General features: G+C 71.2%; 24 protein-coding genes. 13 read left to right on the top strand and 11 right to left on the bottom strand.

What is annotated here, in order from left to right:
* Nucleotides 1-28 precede the first annotated feature (28 nt).
* Entirely contained in the window at nucleotides 29-406 is a 378-nt protein-coding gene (locus tag AC07BS_RS06525; protein ID WP_478646503.1) for a nuclear transport factor 2 family protein, read from the top strand.
* Between the two features lie 174 nt (nucleotides 407-580).
* Here AC07BS_RS06525 and AC07BS_RS06520 read toward each other — a convergent pair whose 3' ends face one another.
* The 3 genes from AC07BS_RS06520 to AC07BS_RS06510 all read right to left on the bottom strand — a co-directional run bounded on the left by AC07BS_RS06520 (nucleotide 581) and on the right by AC07BS_RS06510 (nucleotide 1,550).
* Complete coding sequence (locus tag AC07BS_RS06520) at nucleotides 581-772, bottom strand: antitoxin (protein ID WP_478930611.1); 192 nt, start codon at nucleotides 770-772, stop codon at nucleotides 581-583.
* 191 nt (nucleotides 773-963) lie between these two features.
* Complete coding sequence (locus AC07BS_RS06515) at nucleotides 964-1,176, bottom strand: DUF6255 family natural product biosynthesis protein (protein ID WP_478930609.1); 213 nt, start codon at nucleotides 1,174-1,176, stop codon at nucleotides 964-966.
* Complete coding sequence (locus AC07BS_RS06510) at nucleotides 1,173-1,550, bottom strand: hypothetical protein (protein ID WP_478646496.1); 378 nt, start codon at nucleotides 1,548-1,550, stop codon at nucleotides 1,173-1,175. The genes AC07BS_RS06515 and AC07BS_RS06510 overlap by 4 nt, the downstream gene beginning before the upstream one ends.
* A gap of 116 nt (nucleotides 1,551-1,666) precedes the next feature.
* Between AC07BS_RS06510 and AC07BS_RS06505 the strand changes: the two genes are divergently transcribed.
* The 3 genes from AC07BS_RS06505 (at nucleotide 1,667) to AC07BS_RS06495 (ending at nucleotide 3,923) form a co-directional block, all read left to right on the top strand.
* Nucleotides 1,667-2,512 carry a helix-turn-helix domain-containing protein gene (locus AC07BS_RS06505; RefSeq protein WP_478930607.1) on the top strand — a complete coding sequence of 282 codons (846 nt, stop codon included), beginning with the start codon at nucleotides 1,667-1,669 and terminating at the stop codon, nucleotides 2,510-2,512.
* Entirely contained in the window at nucleotides 2,502-2,702 is a 201-nt protein-coding gene (locus AC07BS_RS06500) for a DUF397 domain-containing protein (RefSeq protein ID WP_478930605.1), read from the top strand. Before AC07BS_RS06505 ends, AC07BS_RS06500 begins: the two co-directional genes overlap by 11 nt.
* 75 nt (nucleotides 2,703-2,777) lie before the next feature.
* Nucleotides 2,778-3,923 (top strand): Vgb family protein, encoded by a 1,146-nt coding sequence (locus AC07BS_RS06495; RefSeq protein ID WP_478646489.1) that lies wholly within the window; start codon nucleotides 2,778-2,780, stop codon nucleotides 3,921-3,923.
* On the opposite strand, the gene AC07BS_RS06490 is transcribed toward AC07BS_RS06495, so the two are convergent.
* The gene (locus AC07BS_RS06490) at nucleotides 3,924-4,298 is read right to left on the bottom strand and encodes a hypothetical protein (RefSeq protein ID WP_478646486.1); all 375 of its coding nucleotides are present in this window, start codon (nucleotides 4,296-4,298) and stop codon (nucleotides 3,924-3,926) included.
* A 278-nt stretch (nucleotides 4,299-4,576) separates the two neighbouring features.
* Between AC07BS_RS06490 and AC07BS_RS06485 the strand changes: the two genes are divergently transcribed.
* The 3 genes from AC07BS_RS06485 to AC07BS_RS06475 all read left to right on the top strand — a co-directional run bounded on the left by AC07BS_RS06485 (nucleotide 4,577) and on the right by AC07BS_RS06475 (nucleotide 7,727).
* Nucleotides 4,577-5,359, top strand: a complete 783-nt coding sequence (locus tag AC07BS_RS06485; protein ID WP_478646484.1) for a hypothetical protein — start codon at nucleotides 4,577-4,579, stop codon at nucleotides 5,357-5,359.
* Between the two features lie 10 nt (nucleotides 5,360-5,369).
* Entirely contained in the window at nucleotides 5,370-6,077 is a 708-nt protein-coding gene (locus AC07BS_RS06480; protein WP_478646482.1) for a tRNA-dependent cyclodipeptide synthase, read from the top strand.
* 72 nt (nucleotides 6,078-6,149) lie between these two features.
* Nucleotides 6,150-7,727 (top strand): MFS transporter, encoded by a 1,578-nt coding sequence (locus AC07BS_RS06475; RefSeq protein WP_478646480.1) that lies wholly within the window; start codon nucleotides 6,150-6,152, stop codon nucleotides 7,725-7,727.
* A 107-nt stretch (nucleotides 7,728-7,834) separates the two neighbouring features.
* Here the strand turns inward: AC07BS_RS06475 and AC07BS_RS06470 are convergent, their stop codons facing one another.
* Nucleotides 7,835-8,410 (bottom strand): TerD family protein, encoded by a 576-nt coding sequence (locus AC07BS_RS06470; protein ID WP_478646478.1) that lies wholly within the window; start codon nucleotides 8,408-8,410, stop codon nucleotides 7,835-7,837.
* A 198-nt stretch (nucleotides 8,411-8,608) separates the two neighbouring features.
* Here AC07BS_RS06470 and arfB point away from each other — a divergent pair, with 198 nt between their 5' ends.
* Nucleotides 8,609-9,037 (top strand): alternative ribosome rescue aminoacyl-tRNA hydrolase ArfB, encoded by a 429-nt coding sequence (arfB, locus tag AC07BS_RS06465; RefSeq protein WP_478646475.1) that lies wholly within the window; start codon nucleotides 8,609-8,611, stop codon nucleotides 9,035-9,037.
* Nucleotides 9,038-9,150: 113 nt separating this feature from the next.
* On the opposite strand, the gene AC07BS_RS06460 is transcribed toward arfB, so the two are convergent.
* Nucleotides 9,151-9,702 carry a flavin reductase family protein gene (locus AC07BS_RS06460; protein ID WP_478646472.1) on the bottom strand — a complete coding sequence of 184 codons (552 nt, stop codon included), beginning with the start codon at nucleotides 9,700-9,702 and terminating at the stop codon, nucleotides 9,151-9,153.
* Between the two features lie 437 nt (nucleotides 9,703-10,139).
* Here AC07BS_RS06460 and cdgB point away from each other — a divergent pair, with 437 nt between their 5' ends.
* Nucleotides 10,140-11,978, top strand: coding sequence for a diguanylate cyclase CdgB (cdgB, locus tag AC07BS_RS06455; protein WP_478930600.1), 1,839 nt, complete (start codon nucleotides 10,140-10,142; stop codon nucleotides 11,976-11,978).
* A gap of 213 nt (nucleotides 11,979-12,191) precedes the next feature.
* Nucleotides 12,192-13,139, top strand: a complete 948-nt coding sequence (locus AC07BS_RS06450; protein WP_478646469.1) for a carbohydrate-binding protein — start codon at nucleotides 12,192-12,194, stop codon at nucleotides 13,137-13,139.
* Here AC07BS_RS06450 and AC07BS_RS06445 read toward each other — a convergent pair.
* The 5 genes from AC07BS_RS06445 to AC07BS_RS06425 form a co-directional block, all read right to left on the bottom strand.
* Nucleotides 13,136-13,993, bottom strand: coding sequence for a class II fructose-bisphosphate aldolase (locus tag AC07BS_RS06445; protein ID WP_478930598.1), 858 nt, complete (start codon nucleotides 13,991-13,993; stop codon nucleotides 13,136-13,138). The genes AC07BS_RS06450 and AC07BS_RS06445 overlap by 4 nt on opposite strands.
* Nucleotides 13,994-14,112: 119 nt before the next feature.
* Nucleotides 14,113-15,030, bottom strand: a complete 918-nt coding sequence (locus tag AC07BS_RS06440; protein WP_478646464.1) for a 1-phosphofructokinase family hexose kinase — start codon at nucleotides 15,028-15,030, stop codon at nucleotides 14,113-14,115.
* A gap of 129 nt (nucleotides 15,031-15,159) precedes the next feature.
* Nucleotides 15,160-16,329 carry an N-acetylglucosamine-6-phosphate deacetylase gene (gene nagA / locus AC07BS_RS06435; RefSeq protein WP_478930596.1) on the bottom strand — a complete coding sequence of 390 codons (1,170 nt, stop codon included), beginning with the start codon at nucleotides 16,327-16,329 and terminating at the stop codon, nucleotides 15,160-15,162.
* Nucleotides 16,329-17,345 (bottom strand): ROK family protein, encoded by a 1,017-nt coding sequence (locus AC07BS_RS06430; RefSeq protein WP_478930594.1) that lies wholly within the window; start codon nucleotides 17,343-17,345, stop codon nucleotides 16,329-16,331. Before AC07BS_RS06430 ends, nagA begins: the two co-directional genes overlap by 1 nt.
* Nucleotides 17,346-17,403: 58 nt before the next feature.
* Nucleotides 17,404-18,336 (bottom strand): SIS domain-containing protein, encoded by a 933-nt coding sequence (locus tag AC07BS_RS06425; protein ID WP_478646457.1) that lies wholly within the window; start codon nucleotides 18,334-18,336, stop codon nucleotides 17,404-17,406.
* A gap of 218 nt (nucleotides 18,337-18,554) precedes the next feature.
* Between AC07BS_RS06425 and AC07BS_RS06420 the strand changes: the two genes are divergently transcribed.
* The 3 genes from AC07BS_RS06420 (at nucleotide 18,555) to otsB (ending at nucleotide 21,044) form a co-directional block, all read left to right on the top strand.
* A complete protein-coding gene (locus AC07BS_RS06420) occupies nucleotides 18,555-19,829 on the top strand; it encodes an ABC transporter substrate-binding protein (protein ID WP_478646455.1) in 1,275 nt (424 codons plus the stop codon).
* Between the two features lie 19 nt (nucleotides 19,830-19,848).
* Nucleotides 19,849-20,100: a DUF3263 domain-containing protein gene (locus AC07BS_RS06415; protein WP_478646453.1), complete on the top strand. Its 252-nt coding sequence runs from the start codon at nucleotides 19,849-19,851 to the stop codon at nucleotides 20,098-20,100.
* 104 nt (nucleotides 20,101-20,204) lie between these two features.
* On the top strand, nucleotides 20,205-21,044 hold the full coding sequence (gene otsB, locus AC07BS_RS06410; RefSeq protein WP_478930591.1) for a trehalose-phosphatase: 840 nt from the start codon (nucleotides 20,205-20,207) through the stop codon (nucleotides 21,042-21,044).
* Nucleotides 21,045-21,058 lie beyond the last annotated feature (14 nt).

Genomic DNA, 21,058 nt, shown 5'->3' with positions numbered 1-21,058 from the left:
ACCGTGAAGCGACTGGTATTACTGGGGCATGGAGGAAGAGACCGCGCGGTCCGCGATCGACACGTTCATCTCCGCGTTCAACGCCTCGGACGACAGCTATGTGACTGCGTTGCTCTCCCAGGCCTTGACCTCGGACGTGGTCTTCTGGGGGCCGTTGGGCCGCAGCGAAGGGATCGAGGCGGTCGAGCGGTTCGTGCTGGACATCCGGCGCCACCCGGCGGGGACCGGCACGATGGTGCGCTGCTCGGGGGTGGACATGCCTGGCGAGTGGGCCCGGTATCAGTGGGTCTTCACCACGCCGGACGGAGGCCCACGCCTGGCGGGAACGGACGTCGTCCATCTGCGGCGGAGCCTCATCGACCAGGTCATCGTCTTCGCGGGGGAGATCGAGGCGTCCGCCTCCTGAGTCATCAGTGGGCCTCGATCGGTCCTCGTCGTCACGGCTGCCCGGTTCCCGCCCGCCGAGGCGGGCAGCGTCATCGCGCGCCGGTAGCGCACCGAACTCATGCTCCCCCGGCGCACGATCTGCTGCGGCTGCTGCCCCTCCTGGTCAACCCGGCGAACCTTGACGGTCACAGCACTAGCGCGGCCCTTCGGTGGGCGGGCGATTGGCGTCGATCTGCTCGTTGACCTTCCGCTGGGCGGCGTCGACCTGGCTCTGGTACTTGTTCTGCGTCCTGGCGTCGAACGCGTCGCCGGCCTTCTCCACCCCCTGCTTCGCCTGGTCCTCGTGCCCCTTGAGCAGGCCCTTCAGCTTGTCGAGCATGGACATGGTCGTCCTCCTAGCAGGAACGCTGACTTCCCCAGCATCGCCGCGATCCCCCCGGCCCGCATCCGCAGAACGGGGGGCGCTCCGAAGGTCACCGGGGGCGCGCGGCGGCCCTCGGTCACGCCGCCGCAGGATGGATGGAGGCCTGCCCCTCCGGCAGAGGGCGCCAACCGGTACGGCCGGAGGGGCAGGGGTCATTCGGCGGTACGCCGAGGCTGGGGCTGGGGCTGGGGCTGGGGCTGGGGCTGGGGTTGGGATCTGGGCTGGGGCCGGGACTGCGGCAGGCCCGGTGGGCGTACGGCCCCGTAGTCGCTGAACCGGACCACGCCGCACACGTCGCACCGCGAGATCCCGTCGGCGTGCGTCCAGCTCTCCCGGTGGGGGCAGTGGGGAGAGTGGGCCGTCACCAGTCCATTCCCGCGTGCGCCCGGCGGATGTGGTTGCGCAGGGCGATCGTCGCGGACACGGCCTGTTCTCTGCGCCCGGCGTCCACCGCCTTCCGCTGGGTCGTCCGCAGCTCGCGGCACTCCCCGCAGCCGGCAGCTCGGATGGCGGCGGCACGTTCCTCTCCCGTCGCCAGCCGCAGCGCCTGCGGCGGTACGTCCCACTCCCGCCCGCCGCCGGGGCGTCGGACCTGCACGCGCGGTCCGATGGCGCCCATCACCTGGGCGAGCGTGTCGGTACGGGTGTCGACGACGTACGCGCCCTCGCGGTACGTCATCGCCTTCGGCGAGGCGGTGGTGTCCGGGGTCGGGTGTGGTGTCTTCGGCCCTTCGCGCACGACGGATTCCCTCTCGGTTTTTTCACTGTCTGTACAGAGAGAGTGACGGTGCGGGTCTAGGCTGCGGGAGAGGGGAAACCCGTTCAGCACCCGTGTTGTCAAGGGGGAGTTTCGCCATGACCAATGGACCGGGTCAATCAGGCCGCTTCGGACAGTCCAGGTTGGGCTGGTCGTTCTTCGGGTCGGAGTTGAAGAGGCGTCGGGAGGCGGCAGGACTTTCTCAACAGGAGCTCGGTAGAAGGGTTTTCTGTTCCGGCACGTATATCGGGCTGTTCGAGACGGCCATCCGTAAGCCGCAGGCGGATGTCGCCAAGCGGATCGATGAGGAGCTGGGGACGGACGGGTTCTTCGCGCGCATGTGCGAGGAGATCATCAACAGCTCGTTGAACGACCACTACTTCAAGGAAGTCGCCTACCTTGAACGGCTCGCGACTGAGATCCATGCGTATGCGCCGATGTACGTCCCAGGCTTGTTCCAGACGGCGGCATACGCGCGCGCCGTGTTCAAGGGTGGCTTCCCGCTGAAGCCGGACGACGAGGTTGATGCTCTGGTGGCCTCGCGGCTCGAACGCCGGAGTGTCTTCGCGCATCCGACGCGGCCCGTGCTGTGGAACGTACTCGACGAGACCGTGCTCCGTCGGCCCGTCGGCGGAGCTGCTGTGATGCGCGAACAGCTGGAGCACTTGCGGTCGTTGGTCCTCGGCGGGCGCATCGTCCTGCAAGTCCTGCCGTATAGCGCTGGCGCCCCGGCGCTCAGTGGCATGCTCAAGCTCATGTACTTCGATGATGCTCCGCCTGTTGCCTACTCGGAATCTGCGATGAGCGGCACCTTGATGGACGATCCTGGCCGTGTGGCCGACCTGCAGCGGGCCTACGATTTCACCAGGGCCACAGCGCTATCGCCGGATGCTTCCCTGAAGATGATCGAAGCGGTTGCGAAGGAGTACGCGGATGTCAGCTGAGAGTATCTGGCGTAAGAGTTCGTTCAGTGGGACTGGCGCTGGCGGCACCGACGACTGTCTCGAAGTCGCCGATCGAATACCCCACTTGGTCCCCGTCCGGGACAGCAAGCGTCCCCACGGCCCCATCCTCACCTTCCCCACCACCTCCTGGGCAACGTTCGTCAACCGCGTCCGCTACTCATACGAGTGATAAGCGCATAGCGCCGGCGCGACGAGGGCAACCTCCGCAGGGCCGTAACACGGACTGTGGACTGGGGGACCGGCGTTGGACCGCCGTACGTTTCAGAGCCGACTTCTCTCACTGGGCGGTCTCGCCGCCACCGGAGCGCTCTTCGAGGCGCCGGCCGCCGCCGCAGCCGGCGCCCCGCGCGGCGACGCGGTGACCCCCAGACGGTCGGTCGTCGAGTACGAGCTGCCGCCCGCCGACGAGACCCACGAGATCGTGCGGGTGCCGGGCGCCCCCCTGGCGCTCGTGTCCCAGATGTCCAACAGCCGCCTCCTGAAGTTGAACATCGACCCACGCACCGAGCAGATCACGGGCATCCGGTCGTTCCAACTCGGCGCCAAAGACGACATGTTGCACGGCCTGTCGGCCTCGGCCCGACATCCCGGCAAGGTCTGGGCCACCCACGAGGGCGGCAACCGCATCCTGCTCGTGGACCCGGGTGCGCAGTCGCTCGACGCCCCGCCGCGCGTCGTACGGGAGATCGCCGTACCGGGCGGGGCCAAGGGGCCGCACTACGTCAACGAGTACGGCGACACGTTGTGGGTCACGCTGAAGGGCAGCGACCAGGTCCTGGCCCTCGACCACACCCGTCCTGATCGCTTCCGGCTCTTCGATGCCCGCCCGCACCCCATCTTCGCCGCTCAGCATCCGGTCAGTGGTGACTTCTACGTCAGCCAGGACCAGTCGAGCGCTGTTCTCCGTATCGACCCGCGGAGCGGTCGCACTGCCCAGATCCCCGTCCCCGCTGATCGGGGCAGTACGCCGGTCGGGCTGGTGGCCGGGGCCGGTGGGGTCTGGGTGGTGCTGCTCGGGTCGGCCGATGCCGGAACCGGCACGTTCGGGCGGATCGACGGGGACGGCCGGATCGCGTGGCACCGGCTGGGCGATCCGCAGGGCCGGACGGCGGGGCTTCTGCACCTGGCCTTCGACCCGCCGGGCTCCGAGCGCGGGCGCGAGCCGGGAGTGTGGCTGCTCGGGTCGACCATCGTCTCGGACAACGTACGGGATGTTGTGGTCCGGGTGCGGTTCGACGGGTCGTGGGCGCGGATCGTGGGGGAGGAGTACGCGGCTCTGCCCACGCAGGGCTGCAAGGCGCACCGCCTTCTGCCGTTGCCCGCCGGCGTGCTCGTCACCGAGCTGACGACCGCCACGCTCGCGCAGGTGGCCGGGCTCGGGTCCGCCTGACTACTTGTTCCACGCGGCGTCGAGGAGATGGACGCCGTAGGCGAGGAGCCCCACCGCCGCGACGAACGCGCCGACGGCAGCGCCCGCCCCGGCGTGGCGGCGGCGGAGGGGGGCGAGGACGGAGCCCGCGAGGGCGCCGGCGGCGGGGACGCCGACGATCAGCTCCGTGATGTTCACGAGGCGGACCTTCGCCGCATGGTCGCCGTAGTGCGATGGGGCTTGGACGACGTCCAGTTGCAGGGTCCAGGCCCATATCCAGGGAGCCAGGGGCAGCAGCGTCAGGACGAGCATGCCGATGACGAAGGGCGTGCGGCTCGGTCGGCTGCCTGGCGCGCTGCCCGGCGCGCTGCCCGGCTGGTCCGTGGTGGTGGTCATGGTGGAGATCGTCACCGCGAGGGGCGACGGCCCGCCATCCGTATCCGTACTCAGATCCGCGGGCCCCGTCGCCCGTCGTGCACGGGCCCCGAAGGGATCAAGTCAGCGTTGCCGAATTCCTTCGGTGCGGGCGATCAACTGACGTTGACGTTAACGCGCTAAGGCGGGTGTAGTAGCCACCGATCGCCCTTGGGTGCCTTGTCGACTTCTCTGTCATTCCCTGTCGACGCACCGGCCGATCCATCACCCCTGCCCGCCTGTTCATGGAGAGCGGCCATATGTCTGTCATCACAAGAAAATCAGGATCCGAGCTGTCCCACGCCGACATCCAGGCCGTCGTCGACGGCACTGCATTGGCGGTACACGTACCTGGGTTCGTGCACGACGAGGCATTAGCCTCCGCGCGGGCGCAGCTCTACGACCACCCCGATCGGGGTGGTTTGAGCCAGGACACCGCGTTTCAGCGGATCGGCTTCGCCTATTCGGAGATCAGTGACGAGGCGTCGCGCGACCGCTACCACAGCGAGGCGCGCGGCAACATTCACCGGATGCGCGACCTGTTCGCGCCGTACGCGTCGCCCAGTGATGTCCTGCGGCTGCTGCTGGAGGAGGCCTGGGAGCCTGGCGCGAATCTGATGAGGGTCGACGGCCGGAAGGCGTTCATCGGCATCTGCCGGTACCAGCACAAGAACGTCGACCTCAATCCGCACACCGACGCTCTTGAGCGCAACCTGCCGGCTGATCACGCCCAGGGGCTCAAGGCGCAGCTTTCGGTCAACATCTACATCAACATTCCCCAGCTCGGCGGCGAGTTGGAGCTCTGGGGGACGGAGCCGGGCGAATTGGCGTACGACGACCTCAGGGGCGACCGCGTCTGGGGCATAGAACGCGACAAGCTCGGGCCGCCCGTCGAGGTCATCAAGCCGGCCCCCGGTGACCTGCTGCTTCTCAACCCGCGGAAGATCCACGCGGTACGTCCGTCGGGCGACGAACCGCGCATCACGCTCGGCCACTTCATCGGTTACTACGGCCCCGATCGACCGCTTGAGCTGTGGAGTTGAGGAGACCCTGATGAGCGACTACATCATCGACGGCCGGACCAAGGCGGGTTTCGGTCAGGAGGCCAAGAAGCTGACGCTGGCCGGAACCCGGGCCATTCTGCTGGTGAGCGTCGGCCAGCGCTATCACGAGGGCGACAAGCTGCGGGCCACCGTGGAACTCGTCAACCGCAGCGGATTCAAGCAGCTGACCATCGCGGTGGCCGACACGTTGCAGCGCACCAACTACCTGAACCTGAGTCCGGAAGACGCCTATGAAAGGGCGCTCCGGGAGGGTGACGAATGGCTGGAACGTAACGACAAAGTGCTCGGTCAGCTGTCCGTGAGCAATGAGGTGCTGCGCTGGGACGAGGCCTTGGGCGATCCCGATTACCGCTCGTTCCGGGAGCGGATCGAGCTCGCGTACGCCGAGGACGAGGGTTACCGGAAGGCGGTCGACTCCACCATCGGGAAGTTCATCGAGCGGCTGACCGCCCGTGACCCGGAGGCGGACGTCGAACAGGCCTTCAGGAACTGCTTGTCCTACCTCATCGAGGAATGTCCGATCATCATGCCGATGTGGGCACATCAGGGCTACGACTACGTCATATATCCGCAGCCCATGACCGCCGCGATGGCCGAAACGCAGCGACTGTTCGTGACCCGGGAATACCCCGGGAAGGGTGGGTGGCTGTCCCTGAGGTTCAAGAAGCGGGCAGCCGCGCCCGAAGTGGCGGCATAAGCCGCGGCATTGCTCTGTCGCGGCGCTTCGCCCGGCTTCGTTTCACCGCCATACGTGTAGAGGACACGCACTGTGACGACATCAACCGACCGTAAATGGTGGGCTTTCACGGGGGTCGGCCTGATCAGCTTTCTGGGCTGTATCGACCTGACCATCGTGAACACCGCCGCCCCGCAGATCCAGTCGGATCTGGGCGCCTCCGTGACCGACCTCCAGCTCATCGTCAACATGTTCATCGTCGCCCTGTCGATGTTCATGGTGACCATGGGCCGCCTGGCCGACTCGTACGGGCGCCGGCGTGTCCTCTACGCGGGAACGGTCGTCTTCGGCCTCGCCTCGCTCGGGGCCGGGTTCGCGGACAGCACGGGATGGCTCATCGCCTTCCGCTTCCTCCAGGGCGCGGCGGGGGCCATCCTGTACACCTCCACCGGCGCCATCGTGCAGAACGCCTTCCCCGAGTCGCAGCGCGGCCGGGCGATCGGCGCCCTGTACGGGGTCAACGGCGTCGGCCTGGCCATCGGCCCGATGCTCGGCGGCGTCATCGTCTCCGCCATGGGCTGGCACTGGGTGTTCTGGGTGAACGTCCCCTTAGTGATCGTGGCGCTCGCGCTGTGCTCCTTCAGCGTGCGCGAGTCCCGCAACGAGGAGGCCGGCCCCGGCGTGGACTGGCCGGGCCTGATCCTGATCAGCCTCGGCATTCCCGCCGTCGTGCTCGCCTTCACCCTCGGCGACTCCTGGGGCTGGACGAGCGGCCGCACGCTGGGCCTGCTGGGCTTCGCGCTGGTGGTCCTCGTCGCGTTCTACGCCGTGGAGCGGCGGGCCGCCGACCCGATCATCAGCTTCCGGCTCTTCCGGCACCGCTCGTTCCTCACGGCCATCGTCTCCGACTTCGCGCTGGCCTGCTTCTACACCACCGTGCTCTTCCTGATGCCGCTGTACCTCCACGAGGTGCACGGCTACGGGGGTTACGCCACCGGGGCGCTGTTGCTGCCCTGCACGGCCGTGATGGCCGTCCTGTCGCCCTTCGTGGGCCGGCTGACCGACCGCTACGGTCCGCGCCGGCTGCTGACCGTCGGCTTCACCGCGTTCACCGTCTCGGCGCTGCTGCTGACGCGGCTGGACGGCGACACCTCGATGGCGTACGTGGCCGCCGCGCTGGTGGCCATGGGCCTCGGCTGGGCCTGCATCCTGGGCCCCGCCACGGTCTCCGCCCTCTCGTCCGTACCGGAACGGCAGGCGGGCCTCGCGATGGGTTCCTCGTGGACCTTCCACAACCTCGGCGGGGCCATCGGCCTCGCGGCCGGCATCGTGCTCTACCGCGGCTACGCGGAGGACAGCCTGAACGCGGCGCTGGCCCGGCTGCACGCCCCTGCCGGTGGCTGGACGTCGGATGCCGTCGCGGATCCGGAGCGGGCGGCGGATCTGGTGGGGGAGCACACGTCGCTGAGCGCCGGGCAGGTGCGGGACGTCTTTGACGGGATGTTCTCGGACGGGACGCGGGCTGCCATGTGGATGGTGGCGGGGACGTCGCTGGTGGCGCTGGTGGTCGTCTGCCTGCTGGGCCTCGGGGGCCGGCGGGTCAGGTCCGAGGGCGGGCCGGTCGGAGCCGGCAAGGAGGCGGGTGCGGGGGTGCCGTCGGAGACGGTCTGACCGCATATCCGCGCTGACGCGCGTCGTCCTCAATCGCCGGACGGGCTGAATTCAGCCCCTCCGGCGATTGAGGAGCGGGGTCCGGGGCGGAGCCCCAGGAGGGACCGTCAGACGTTGACGCCGAAGTCCTTGGCAATGCCGGCGAGGCCCGACGCATAGCCCTGGCCCACCGCGCGGAACTTCCACTCCGCACCGTGGCGGTACAGCTCGCCGAAGACCATCGCGGTCTCGGTCGCCGCGTCCTCGCTCAGGTCGTAGCGGGCGACCTCGGCGCCGCCGGCCTGGTTGATGATGCGGATGTACGCGTTGCGGACCTGGCCGAAGTTCTGCGAGCGCGAGCCGGCGTCGTAGATGGAGACCGGGAAGACGATCTTGTCGATGTCGGCCGGCAGCGCGGCCAGGTTGACGTTGATCTGCTCGTCGTCGCCCTCGCCCTGGCCGGTGGTGTTGTCACCGGTGTGGACGATGGACTGGTCCGGCGTGGACTTGTTGTTGAAGAAGACGAAGTGCGCGTCGGAGTAGACGCGGCCGCCGGAGTTCACCGCGATCGCGCTGGCGTCGAGGTCGAAGTCCGTGCCGGTGGTGGTGCGGACGTCCCAGCCGAGGCCGACCGTGACGGCCGTCAGGCCCGGGGCCTCCTTGGTGAGGGAGACGTTGCCGCCCTTGGACAGGCTTACAGCCATGGGATGTGTCCCTTTCGCCCGTGCGCGAACCGGTTCACGGCCCGCGCACTCGAAGTTGCAGTCACCCCGGATAACGCCGATCGGGGGACCCTGGGTTCCATCCCGCTTTACTTTCTTTGCTCATTCCTGACGCCGGCCCCGTATCGCGGGCCGTAAATCGGGGTGACGGGGGCGATCCGGCCGGGGGAACATGGGTGCATGTCCGGTCCCCATGTCATCCGCGGCTCCGTCTCCCTGCCCGAGGCCGAGCTCATGTGGCGTTTCTCGCGTTCCTCCGGGCCGGGCGGGCAGCACGTGAACACGAGCGACAGTCAGGTCGAGCTGCGTTTCGACCTCGCCGCGACGGACGCCCTGCCGGCGGTCTGGAAGGAACGCGCCCTGGAGCGGCTCGCGAGCCGGCTCGTGGGCGGGGTCGTGGTCGTCCGGGCCTCCGAGCACCGCTCGCAGTGGCGCAATCGCGAGGCCGCGGCCGTACGCCTGGCGGCGCTCCTCGCGGAGGCCACCGCGCCGCCGCCGAAGCAGCGGCGCCCCACGCGCATACCGCGCGGCATCAACGAACGACGGCTGCGGGAGAAGAAGGCCCGCGCCGAGACGAAGCGCGGGCGCACCGGGCGCGACTGGTCGTAACGCCCCTCCCGACACCCCTCCCGACGTCCCTGCTGCGGCAGCCCGTCATCCCAGCTGGCCCGTCATCCCAGCAGGCTCGTCATCCCAGCAGGCTCGTCATCCCGGTCGGCTCGTCATCCCAGCTGCCGGTACCGGCCCCGGAAGTACGTCAGCGGGCCGCTCTCCGTCGTCGGAGTGTCCGCCCGCAGCACGCGGCCGATGACCAGCGTGTGGTCCCCCGCCGGCACCCGCTGCTCCGTCCGGCACTCCAGCACCGCCAGCGCGCCCCGCATCAGCGGCGCCCCCGTCTCCCCGCCGCGCTCGTAGGGCACGTCCTCGAAGAGCAGCCGGTCGCTGATGCGGCCCTTCATGGCGAAGCGGCCGGCGATGTGGCGCTGGCTCTCGGCGAGCACGGAGACGCCCCACAGCGGCTGGCGCTCCAGCAGGTCGTCCATCCGCGAGTCGTTGCGGACGCTGACCATCACCAGCGGTGGGTCGAGGGAGACCGACAGGAATGCGGTGGCCGTCATGCCGACGTCCTCGCCGCGCGGCCCGTCCTCCGGGTCGTGCGCGGTCACCAGCACGACGCCCGCTGCGAGGCGGGCGAGGGCGGCACGGAATTCGTCGGCGGTCACCCCTTCAGGATGAGCTATGCCGGTCTCTGTGGGCGAAGTGGTCTGCAACACGCTGTGCACGCTAGCCGCACCGGGGGAGGGGTCGCATCGGGCTGGGGGACCAGACGGGTCCTAGGTCGCCCGCCCCGCTCCGGCCGTCGCCCCCGGAAATGTTCCGCCGCTCCTCGTACCGCCCGACAGCAATGATCTGAACCAGGCGTGAAAGCGTCCGTAAATCGTCCGTGAACGGTATGTGAACCGCCGTGAATTGGCCATGAAATCGCCTCGGGCATGACATCTCCGGGGCCTCCGGATTTGCGTTCAGGAAGCATAGGGCTGCAGTCGAACGCCAGTAGGGGGACGTAATGAGATCATGTGACATGAGTCACATAGGGCAGTAATTGTTGACCCTGTGTACCGAGTGGTCAGCTCGCTGTGATTCAGTGGCCCGGTAAACGGACGAACAAGAAGCCTGGAGTTGCTGTCGAGGTCTCGGGGGAGAGCGAGCTATGGAGACCGAGTCGGAGCCGTATGTCCGCCTGGCGACGCTGCGCCAGGTTCACCGGGCGATCGCGGAGCTGAACACCGCGCGCAGCCTCGCGGACACCCTGCAGACCGTCGCGGACGGCATCGTGACGGGGCTCGGCTACGAGCTCTCGGCCGTGAATCTCGTACGACCGGACGGCGACCTCGTCGTGGCGGCGGTGGCGGGCAGTGCCAGCGCGGAAGCGCTGATGGCGGGCCGGGTCGGCTCGCGGGTGTCGTGGGAGCGGCGCCTGGCGATGGGCGAGCACTGGGGCGATCTGCGGTTCATCCCGTACACCGAGGGCTGGGTGCTGGACGACGACGACGTCCCGCAGTGGCACACGGCCGGCACGGCCCCGCGCTTCGACCATGAGTGGCATCCGATGGACCGGCTGTTCGCCCCGATGTTCACCACCGGGCCCTCCGGCGGGGAGCTGCTCGGCGTCATTTCGGTGGACAAACCGACCAACGGCCGCAGACCCGGTGCCTGGGGTCGCGAGGCCTTGCAGATGTACGCGTCGCAAGCGGCGATTGCGATCAGTAACGCTCGTCTACGCGCAAATATGCAACGCGCTCTGGTCAGGCTGGAAAGGGAGCAGCAGGCGCTGCGCGCCAGTGAGGAATCCTTCCGCCAGGCCTTCGAATACGCGCCCAGCGGCATGGCCATCGCCGAACTCGGCGGAGATCAGCACGGCCGGCTGCACCGTACGAACGACGCCCTCTGCCGGCTGCTCGGCCGCTCCGCGTCGCAGATGCGCCGCTACTCCTTCTCCGACCTCGTCCACCCCGAGGACATCGGCACCCTGCTGCGCACCTCGGCCGAGGGCGGCCGGGCCGAGCTGCGGCTGGCCCGGCGGGACGGCACGTTCGTCTGGGTCTCGCTGCGGAACTCCGTCGTGGCGGACGCCGCCGACGGGCCGCGCTTCCTGCTGACGCACGTCGAGGACATCGAGGAGCGCAAGCGGCACGAGCTCCAGCTCGCCCACCGCGCCAGCCACGACTCGCTGACCGGCCTGCCGAACAGCGCCGAGCTCCGCGCACGGCTCGCGAGCCGGCTCTGCGCCCGCCCGCCGGGCAGCGAGGCCCACGCGGCGGCGGCCGCCGCCGGGCCGTACGGGCACCTGGAGGGGTTCGCGGAGGTCGAGAGCGTGCCGGGCGTCGTCCCGGCCTACGCCGGGCATGTCGATGTCGCCGTCCACGGCCGGGTCGGCGAGCCGGCCCTCCACGGGAGCCCCGCCGGCGCCGCGGGCCACGGCTTCGGGTCGGACGCGGGGCCCGACTACCTGCCGGACGACTTCGCCGGCATCGGTGGCATCAACGGCATCAACGGCATCGGTGGGCTCGGTGGCCTCGGCGGGATGTCCGCGGGGGCGTACGACCACCACGAGCACGCCGTGGCGCCGGACGAGACGAACGACGACGGCACCAAGGGGCTGGCGGTCCTCTTCTGCGACCTCGACGGTTTCAAGCTGATCAACGACCGGTACGGGCACCACACCGGCGACGCGGTCCTGATCGAGGTGGCCCACCGGCTGAGCAACGGCGTGCGCGAGGGCGACACGGTCGCCCGGCTCGGCGGCGACGAGTTCGTGGTGCTGGCCGACGGCCTCGGCCAGGCCGACGCGGAGGACCTCGCGGCCCGGCTGCGCAACGCGATCCTGCCGCCCATACGGGTCGACGGGCGGGCGGTGAAGGTCGGGGCCAGCTTCGGGATCGGCTGGGCGGGATGCGGCATGTCGGCGGACGAAGTACTCCAGTCGGCCGACCAGCGGATGTACATCGAGAAGCGGTCGCGCGCGAAGGCGAGCAGACGCGCTGGGTGACGAGCAGACGAGCGCTGGGTGAGACGCGCCGGGTGAGTACGGATTCGCTCCGCTTCGTGCGGTCTGGACCACGGCGTGATCCGGCCTGGTCGGGGTAGGCTGCGCCGATGCGGCACCGCCGCCGACCGTGGGGGCCGCCCCGGCCATGACTTCGCGGTCCCGGCGCAACGAGCGTGGGCGCCGATGGGCACACCATGTGGGGAGTGACAGGGGATGACTGCCGGTAACAACGGCACCGGGACGCCGGAGGGCGACGACCCGTTCGGTTACCTGTACCGCTCGGAGGGCGGCGGCGACGGGTCCACCGAAGGTGGTGGTCAGCAGACCGCCGCGCGCCAGCCTGGCGTTCCCCGTACGTCGTACAACCAGGTACGCCCGGTGGGGTCCCGCACCTACGGCGGCCAGCAGCGTGCCCAGCAACCGCAGCACCCGCACTACGCGGCCCCCGAGACCCTGCCGGGCAACACCCCGCCGCAGGGCTCCCGCGCCCAGGCACCCGCCGGGCACGCGGCCGGGACCGGCGGCGCGCGGCCGAAGCGGCGCGGGCTGCTCATAGCCGCGATAGCGGTGGTCCTGGTGGTCGCCGGCGGCATCGGCGCGGCCGTTCTGACGAACAGCTCGGACGACTCGTCCCAGAACGCGGGCGGCGACAGCGGCAAGGTCGTCACCGACGACTCGGGCAAGCCCGACGAGCCGGGGAAGAAGAAGGACAAGAAGGACGACCAGCCCAAGAATCCTTCCGCCAACGGCCTGCAGAAGCGCGACGCGGCCAGCCTGCGGCTGAGCGGCGGCGCCGCGACGGAGAAGTCCGTCAAGGGTGCCCTGGCCGACGGCGGGACCTACATCACCGGGATGAACCAGCCGGGCGCCGCCGTCGAGTGGACGGTGGACGTCGACAAGCCCGGGAACTACCGGCTGAACCTGCGCTACGGCGTGCCCGGCAAGGACGCCAGCCTCACGACGTGGGCGAACGGCGACAAGACCTTCACCCCGATAAAGATGAAGAACTACGGCGCCAAGCCGGGCGACTGGGAGGCCGGCTGGTACACCAGCTGGGTCCAGGTGACGCTCAACAAGGGCACCAACGTCCTCAGGTTCTCCTGCGAGGCCGGCAACGCCTGCGAGGCCCATCTCGACCAGGTCTGGCTCTCGGCCGGCTAGAGCCGGTCGCCCGGGGTGGTGGCGGTGACCCGTAGATACGCCGCCACCGTCCGGGCCATCGCCTCCCGCGCGGGAGCCACGTAGCGGCGCGGGTCGACGACCCCCGGGTCGGCCGCCAGGCGGGCCCGGACCTCCGCCGTGAACGCCGTGTTCAGGGCCGTCCCGACGTTGATCTTCGTCATGCCCGCCGCCACCGCGCGGCGGAGCTCGGCGTCCGGGACGCCCGAGGAGCCGTGGAGGACCAGCGGGACGCCCGTCGCCGCGCGCAGCTCCGCGATCAGGGCGTGGTCCAGGACCGCCGTGCGTTCCGTCATCGCGTGGGTGCTGCCCACCGCCACCGCCAGCGCGTCCACGCCCGTGTCGGCCACGTACGCCGCCGCCTCCGCCGGATCCGTGCGGACACCCGGCGTGTGGGCGTCGCCCGCCTTCCCGCCGATACGGCCCAGCTCCGCCTCCACCCAGATGCCGCGCTCATGGCCCCAACGCACCGCCTCCGCCGTCGCCTTCACGTTCTCCCCGTACGGCAGCCTCGACGCGTCGAACATCACCGACCCGAAGTCGTGCGCCGCCGCCGCGCGCAACAGCTCCACGCTCTCCACGTGGTCCAGGTGAAGGGCCAGCCGGGCGCTCGACGCGCGGGCCACGGCGGCCGTGGCGGCGGCCAGGGGGGTCAGGTCGCCGCCGTGGAAGCGGACGGCGTTCTCGGAGATCTGGAGGATGGCCGGGGCGCCGGCCGCTTCGGCTCCTGCCGCTACGGCTTCTGCGTGTTCGAGGGTGATGACGTTGAAGGCGGTTACGGCTCCGCCTGTGGTTCGGGCGGCCGTCATGAGGACGTGGGTGCGGGTCAGTGGCATGGGGGGTTTCTCCCCCACCCCGCCCCTTCCCGTAACCGGGGCTCCGCCCCGGACCCCGTTGGCCTCAAACGCCGGCCGGGCTGGATTGGGCAGCGTTGGCCTCAAACGCCCGGGCTGGATCAGTCGGCCGGGCTGATTTTTATCTGCTTCAGCAGCTTCTCGTACACCGTCGCGTCGTACTCGCCCGCCGTCGGTGCCGCCACCGTCGCCGCCGACAGTGCCACCGCTCGCGTCAGGCGGTCCGGCCATGGGAGGTCTTCCGTCCATGCGGAGAGGAGGCCTGCCACCGCCGAGTCGCCGGCTCCTGTCGGGTTGCCCGTCAGGGGGCGGGGTGGGGTGGCGTGCCAGGTGCCTTCCGGGGTGACCGCCAGGATGCCCTCCGGGCCCAGGGACGCCGCTACCGCGTGGGCGCCCCGGCGGCGGGCGGCTATCGCGGCGCGCAGGGGGTCCGTGGTGCCGGTGAGGGCCGCGAGTTCGGCCGCGTTCGGTTTGACGGCGTCCGGGCGGGCCGCGATGCCCCGGCGGAGCGGTTCGCCGCTGGTGTCCAGCAGTACGGGTATGCGCCGGGCGCGGGCGGCGCGTACGAGGTGGGCGTACGCCCCTACCGGGACCCCCGGCGGGAGGCTGCCGCACAGGGCCACCGCTCGGGCGTCGCGCAGCAGATGGGCGTAGCGGTCGTCGAAGGCCGCCCACTCGGTGGGGGTGACGTCGGGTCCGGTCTCGTTGAGCTGCGTCGTGTCGCCCGTCGACTCGTCGACGACGGCGACCGTGCGGCGCGTGGGGCCGGTGATGTGGACGAACTCGTCGGTGACCGACGTCTCCGACAGCAGGGCGCGCACGGTCTCGCCCGTGGCGCCGCCGGTGAAACCCGTGGCCACGGTCTCGTGGCCGAGCGCGGCCAGGACGCGGGCGACGTTGAGGCCCTTGCCGCCGGGGCGTTCGGCGGCCCGTCCCACGCGGTGATCGGAGTGCGGCCGCAGCAGCGGGACGCGATACGTGAGATCGAGCGCGGCGTTGAGCGTGACCGTGAGGATCATCGGCGCCTCTCTCCTCGACCGGTGTGACGGGGGACGAATCTGCGCCAGCGATCATGCCAAAACAGCGGCGGCAGGCCCAGACCTCCGGGCCTGCCGCCGTCTGCGACACCGTGTCAGAGCGGTGGACTTTCAGCCCACTTCGGGATCGACCACCCATTCGCCCCGGCGCATGACGCCCACGAGGTCGTACGCGTCGTCGAGCACGACGAGATCGGCGTCCTTGCCCGCCTCCAGCGAGCCGATGCGGTCCGACAGGCCCAGCAGCCGGGCCGGGGTGGTGGACAGGGCCCGTACCGCGTCCGTCAGCGGCAGCCGGTCGACCGTCACCGCCCGCTTGAACGCCGTGTCCAGAGTGAGCGTCGAGCCCGCGATGGAACCGGCCGTCGGGCCGTCGGCGATCCGGGCCACGCCGTCCCTGACCTCGACGCCCATCGGGCCGAGGAAGTACATGCCGTCGTTCATCCCGGCCGCGCCCATGGCGTCGGTGATGAACGCGACCCGGTCGGCGCCCGCCCGCGCGAACGCCAGCTCCAGTACGGACGGGTGGAGGTGCGTCCCGTCGTTGATCAGCTCGACGGTGACGCGCTCGTCCTCCAGCAGGGCCGCGATCGGGCCCGGCGCGCGGTGCTGGAGCGCCGGCATCGCGTTGAAGAGGTGGGTGGCCACCGTGGCGCCCGCCTCGATGGCGTCGAGCGTGGCCTCGTAGGTGGAGTCCGTGTGGCCGACGGCGGCGATCACGCCGTGGTCCGCCAGCATGCGGACGGATTCCAGACCGCCGGGCAGCTCCGGCGCCAGCGTCATCATGCGGGCCGCTCCGCGCGCCGAGTCGACGAGCTTGCGCACGTCCGCCGGGTCGGGGTCGCGCAGCAGGCCGGGCTGGTGGGCGCCGCAGCGGTGGGGGGAGATGAACGGGCCCTCGAAGTGGATGCCGGCCAGGTCGCCCTGCTCGGTGAGCTCGGAGAGGACCGCCGCCTGCCGGGCCAGGTCGTCCAGGTCGCCGGTGACGGTGGAGGCGATCATCGTGGTGGTGCCGTGCGCGCGGTGCGTACGGATGGTGGTGAGCGCCTCCTCGGCCGTACCGGTGGAGAAGGACGCCCCACCGCCGCCGTGGAGGTGGATGTCCACGAAGCCGGGCACGATCGTGCGGCCGGTGAGGTCGAGGGTGCGCGTCCCCGTCGCGTCTCCGCCTACGGGCGCGTCGTGCGCGATGCGTCCGCCCTCGACCGTGACGCGGCCCCCCTCCACGACCCCGGTCGGCAGCACCACGCGGGCGCCGGCGAGAACCGTTCGTTCGACCATCAGGGGGTTACCTCCGTTGCGTGCGGGGCCCTCGCGTGGGGGACCGCCGGGTGCGGGTGCGGGTGCGGGTGCGGGTGTGTTGCGTCGGTCGGGCCGAGCAGGTCCCAGGCGAGCAGGCCCGCGCCCAGGCAGCCGGCGGTGTCCCCGAGGGCCGCCGGGACGACGCGGGGGAGCCTGCGGAAGGTGACGCGTTCCGCGACCGCCGCGCGCAGTGGCGTGAACAGCGTGTCGCCGGCCTCCGCGAGCCCGCCGCCGATGATCAGCGTGTCCGGGTCGAGCAGGCTGATCGCGATCACCAGGCCGTCGGCGAGCGCGTCGACGGCGTGCTGCCAGACCGCGCGGGCGCGCGGGTCGCCCGCCGCGACGGCCGCGGCGCAGTCGGCGGCGTCGGCGTCCGCGTCGCCGCTCGCCGCCGCCCAGGCGCGGGAGACGGCGGACGCGGACGCGAGCGTCTCCAGACAGCCGCGGCCGCCGCAGCCGCACACGATGCCGTCGGGGCCGGGGCGCACGACGACGTGGCCGATCTCGCCCGCGTAGCCGTGGGCGCCCTCCTCGATACGGCCGTCGATGCCGATCGCGCCCGCGATGCCGGTGCCGAGCGGGACGAAGAGGAAGCGGTTCGCGTCGCGGCCGGCGCCCAGGCGGCCCTCGGCGACGCCGCCGGTGCGGACGTCATGGCCCAGGGCGACGGGGATGCCGCCCAGGCGGGCGGCGAGGAGGTCGCGCAGGGGGAGATCGCGCCAGCCGAGGTTGGCGGAGTAGACCGCGGTGCCGGCGGCCGAGTCGACGATGCCGGGGACGGCCGCGCCGGCCGCCGCGGCGCCGGTGCCGCCGAACCGCTCGCGGCCGAGCGCCTGGAGCTCGGCCGCGAAGTCGAGGATGCCGGACACGACGGCGTCGGGGCCGCGGTCGCGGCCGGTCGGGCGCCGTGCCTCGTGCAGCAGCGTGCCGTCGGGGCCGACCAGGGCGGCCTTGATCCCGGTGCCGCCCACATCGAGGGCGATGACGTGTTTCACGCATGTAGTTTCGCTCGGCGGGGTGGGAAAGGTCTAGTCCACTCGCCGGGCGCGGGCCTCAGCCCCCGGACGGGCTGAAAAGGATCACGCTTCGCGTCAGGTTCTTCGGTTCGTCCGGGTTCATGCCCCGGGACTCCGCCACCTCCACCGCCACGCGCTGGGCGCGGATCAGCGTCGCCATCGGGTCCTCCGGGGTCTCCTCCGCCGTGAAGGCCAGCGTGCCGCCCGCCCGCGCCACGTCCTCCGCCAAACCCTCCGGCAGCGGGCCGAAGGCCCACGTCACCCTGTCCGGGCCGGCGATCGCCAGGGGGCCGTGGCGGTACTCCATCGCCGGGTACGCCTCCGTCCACGCGCCCGCGGCCTCGCGCATCTTCAGGGCCGCCTCCTGCGCCAGACCGTACGTCCAGCCGCTGCCCAGGAACGTCCACTGGGTCGCGGTCAGCGCCGCCGCCGGCAAGGGGGCCTCGACCGCTCGTTCCGCGTCCGTGGCCGCCCGTTCCACTGTCTCCACCCCCTCCAGGCCCGCGCGCAGGAACGCGAGCGCGGTCGTCGCGAAGCGCGTCTGCACCACCGACTCCTCGTCCGCCCAGTCCAGGACCGTGACCTCGTCCGCCACCCGTGTGACGGGCGACGCCGCGTCGGCGGTCACCGCCAGGACGGTCAGGCGTCCTCGTACCGCCTCGATCAGGTCGAGCACCTCCGTCGTGGTTCCCGAGCGTGTGATCACCACCAGCCGGTCGTACGCGCGGGACAGCGGGAACTCCGACGCCGCGAACGCGTCCGTCTCGCCCTGCCCCGCCGCCTCCCGCAGCGCCGCGTACGCCTGCGCCATGAACCACGACGTGCCGCAGCCGGCCACCGCCACCCGCTCGCCCGGCCTCGGTAGCCCCGTCGCCCCCTCGGCGGCCCGCGCGGCGCGGCGCCAGTCGTCCGGCTGCGTCGCCAGCTCGCGGGCGGTCAGGGAGGGGAGTGCGGAAGGGGACGGCTTCATGCGCTGAGCTCCTCGCGGTGCGGTCGTGCGGCGAAAGCGGTCGCCTCGTGCTTAGCAGCCGCCCCTGACCTGGGGGAAGAGTCGTACGGCGATACCGAAGCGCAACCCGGGAGAAGTAGACCGTAAGGTGGCGCGCGGGAGAGACTCACGGTCTCCACGGGATTGACACACGAACCACAAGGTGGGTAGCAGCAGTGCAGCGGCGGCGGTTCTTGGGCATGACGGCGGCGGGTGCCGCCACGGCGGCGTTCGCACCGGCGCTGGCGGGTTGCGGCGCGAGCACACCGGGTGGTGCCACGACGCTGAAGCTCGTGGCCGCCGACTACGGCGACAAGGAGGCGAACAGCTCCCGGAAGTACTGGGAGAACCTCGTCCACGAGTTCGAGAAGCAGCACAGCAAGATCAAGGTCGACGTCGAGGTCTACAGCTGGACCGAGGTCGACAAGAAGGTCGCCGACATGGTGGCCGCCGGCAAGGCCCCCGACATGGCGCAGATCGGCGCCTACGCCGACTACGCCGCCGCCGGCAAGCTCTACAGCGCCGACCAGATGCTCTCGATCCCCACCCAGGCCGACTTCATCCCCTCCATCGCCAAGGCCGGCGAGGTGGCCCGGGTGCAGTACGGCATCCCGTTCGTGTCCAGCTCCCGCCTGCTGTTCTTCAACAAGAAGCTGTTCGCCAAGGCCGGCATCGCCAAGGCGCCGGAGAGCTGGGACGAGCTCCAGGCCGCCGCGAAGAAGCTCAGCGCCGCCGGCGTGAAGATACCTTTCGGCTTGCCGCTGGGCCCGGAGGAGGCGCCCGCCGAGACGATGATGTGGATGCTGAGTGCCGGTGGTGGTTACACCAACCAGGACGGCAGCTACATGATCAACTCGCCGGAGAACATCAAGGCGTTCACCTGGCTGCGCGACGAGCTGGTCGGCCAGGGCCTCACCGGTCCCGGCAACCCCGCCCGCACCAACCGCCAGGAGGTCTTCGACGCCTTCTGCAAGGGCGAGGTCGGCATGCTCAACGGCCACCCGACCCTGATGCAGCAGGCCGCCGCCGCGCACATCGACTTCGACATGGCCCCGCTGCCCGGCGTCAAGGGACCCTCCAAGTCGACCATGGGCGTCGCCGACTGGATGATGGCGTTCAAGCGGAACGGCCACCGCGCGCAGATCGGCACGTTCCTCGACTTCGTCTTCAGCAAGGACAACGTGCTGTCCTTCACCACCCAGTACAAGCTCCTGCCGGTCACCACGACCGCCGCCAACGCCATGCAGGAGAGCCGCGCCAACAGTGATCTGTGGCAGTTCCTGAAGCAGCTCCAGAACGCCGAGTTCTACCCGGCGAGCAAGACCTCCTGGGCCTCGGTCAGCAAGACGGTCAAGGAGAAGATCGGCGCGACCGTGCAGAAGGGTGGCGACCCCAACGCCGTCCTCGGCGAGATCTCGCGTGAGGCCGGCGCCGTCGAGCTCGCCAGCCGCACCGACGGCCGCCAGGGCGGCTGAGGCAGCTAGGCTGCCGGGCATGGACCCCGATGCCGACGCCGATCCCGTAGGCCTCACCGACCGGGACCGGGCCGTCCTCGCCTTCGAGCGGCGGACGTGGCCCGGGCCCGGCGCCAAGGAACGCGCCGTCCGCGAAGAGCTCGGCATCACCCCCACCCGCTACTACCAGCTGCTCAACGCCCTGCTCGACGACCCGCGCGCCCTCGCCCACGACCCCGTCACCGTCAACCGGCTGCGCCGGCTGCGGGACGAGCGGCGCGCCCGGCGCTGAACCGGCGCGCTGAACCGGCGCGCCGAACCGGCGCGCCGAACCGGGGCGGGCGAGCGCGTACAACTGCCCTCCCGTCCGCCGGGCGCCCCGGTAGGGTCGGCCGTATGGGCAGCCATCCCCTCCCGGAAGCCGTGACCGCCGCCGGCCGCGACGGACTGGACGCGCTGCTCGCGCGCCCCGAACGCGCGGTCGTCGCCCTGGACTTCGACGGCACCCTCGCCGCGATCGTGCCCGACCCGGAGCGGGCCCGCGCCCACCCCGGAGCCGTTCCGGCGCTCGCCCGCCTGGCGCCCCGCCTGGCCTCCGTCGCCGTCGTCACCGGCCGCCCGGCCGGGGCCGCCGTACGCCTCGGTGGGTTCTCCGGCGTGTCCGGGCTGGAGCACCTCGTCGTGCTCGGCCACTACGGCGCCGAGCGCTGGGACGCGGTGACGGGCACCGTCCGCGCCCCCGCCGTCCACCCCGGCGTCGCCGCCGTCCAGGCCGAACTCCCCGGCGTCCTCGACGCGTCCGGCGCCTGGCACGGCACCTGGATCGAGGACAAGGGCCGGGCCGTCGCCGTGCACACGCGCCGCGCCGACGACCCCGAGGCCGCGTTCGAGGCCCTGCGGGCGCCGCTCGCCGGCCTCGCCGCCCGGCACGGCCTGATCGTCGAGCCCGGCCGGCTCGTGCTGGAGCTGCGCCCGCCGGGCATGGACAAGGGCGTCGCCCTCGCCGCGTACGTCCGCGAGATCGGCGCCGGGGCCGTCCTCTACGCCGGCGACGACCTCGGCGACCTCGCCGCGTTCGCGGCCGTGGAGAAGCTGCGCTCCGAAGGCGTCCCCGGCACGCTCGTGTGCAGCGGGAGCAGCGAGGTGGCCGTCCTCGCCGAGCGCGCCGACCTCGTCGTCGACGGGCCGCCCGGGGTGGTCGGGCTGCTGGCCGCGCTGGCGGACGAGCTCGGCTGACGCCGCGGCCGGGG

This window comes from Streptomyces sp. NPDC044063 (assembly GCF_056434285.1).
The sequence above is the reverse complement of the archived record's forward strand: the minus strand, read 5'-3'. Positions and strand labels throughout refer to the sequence as shown.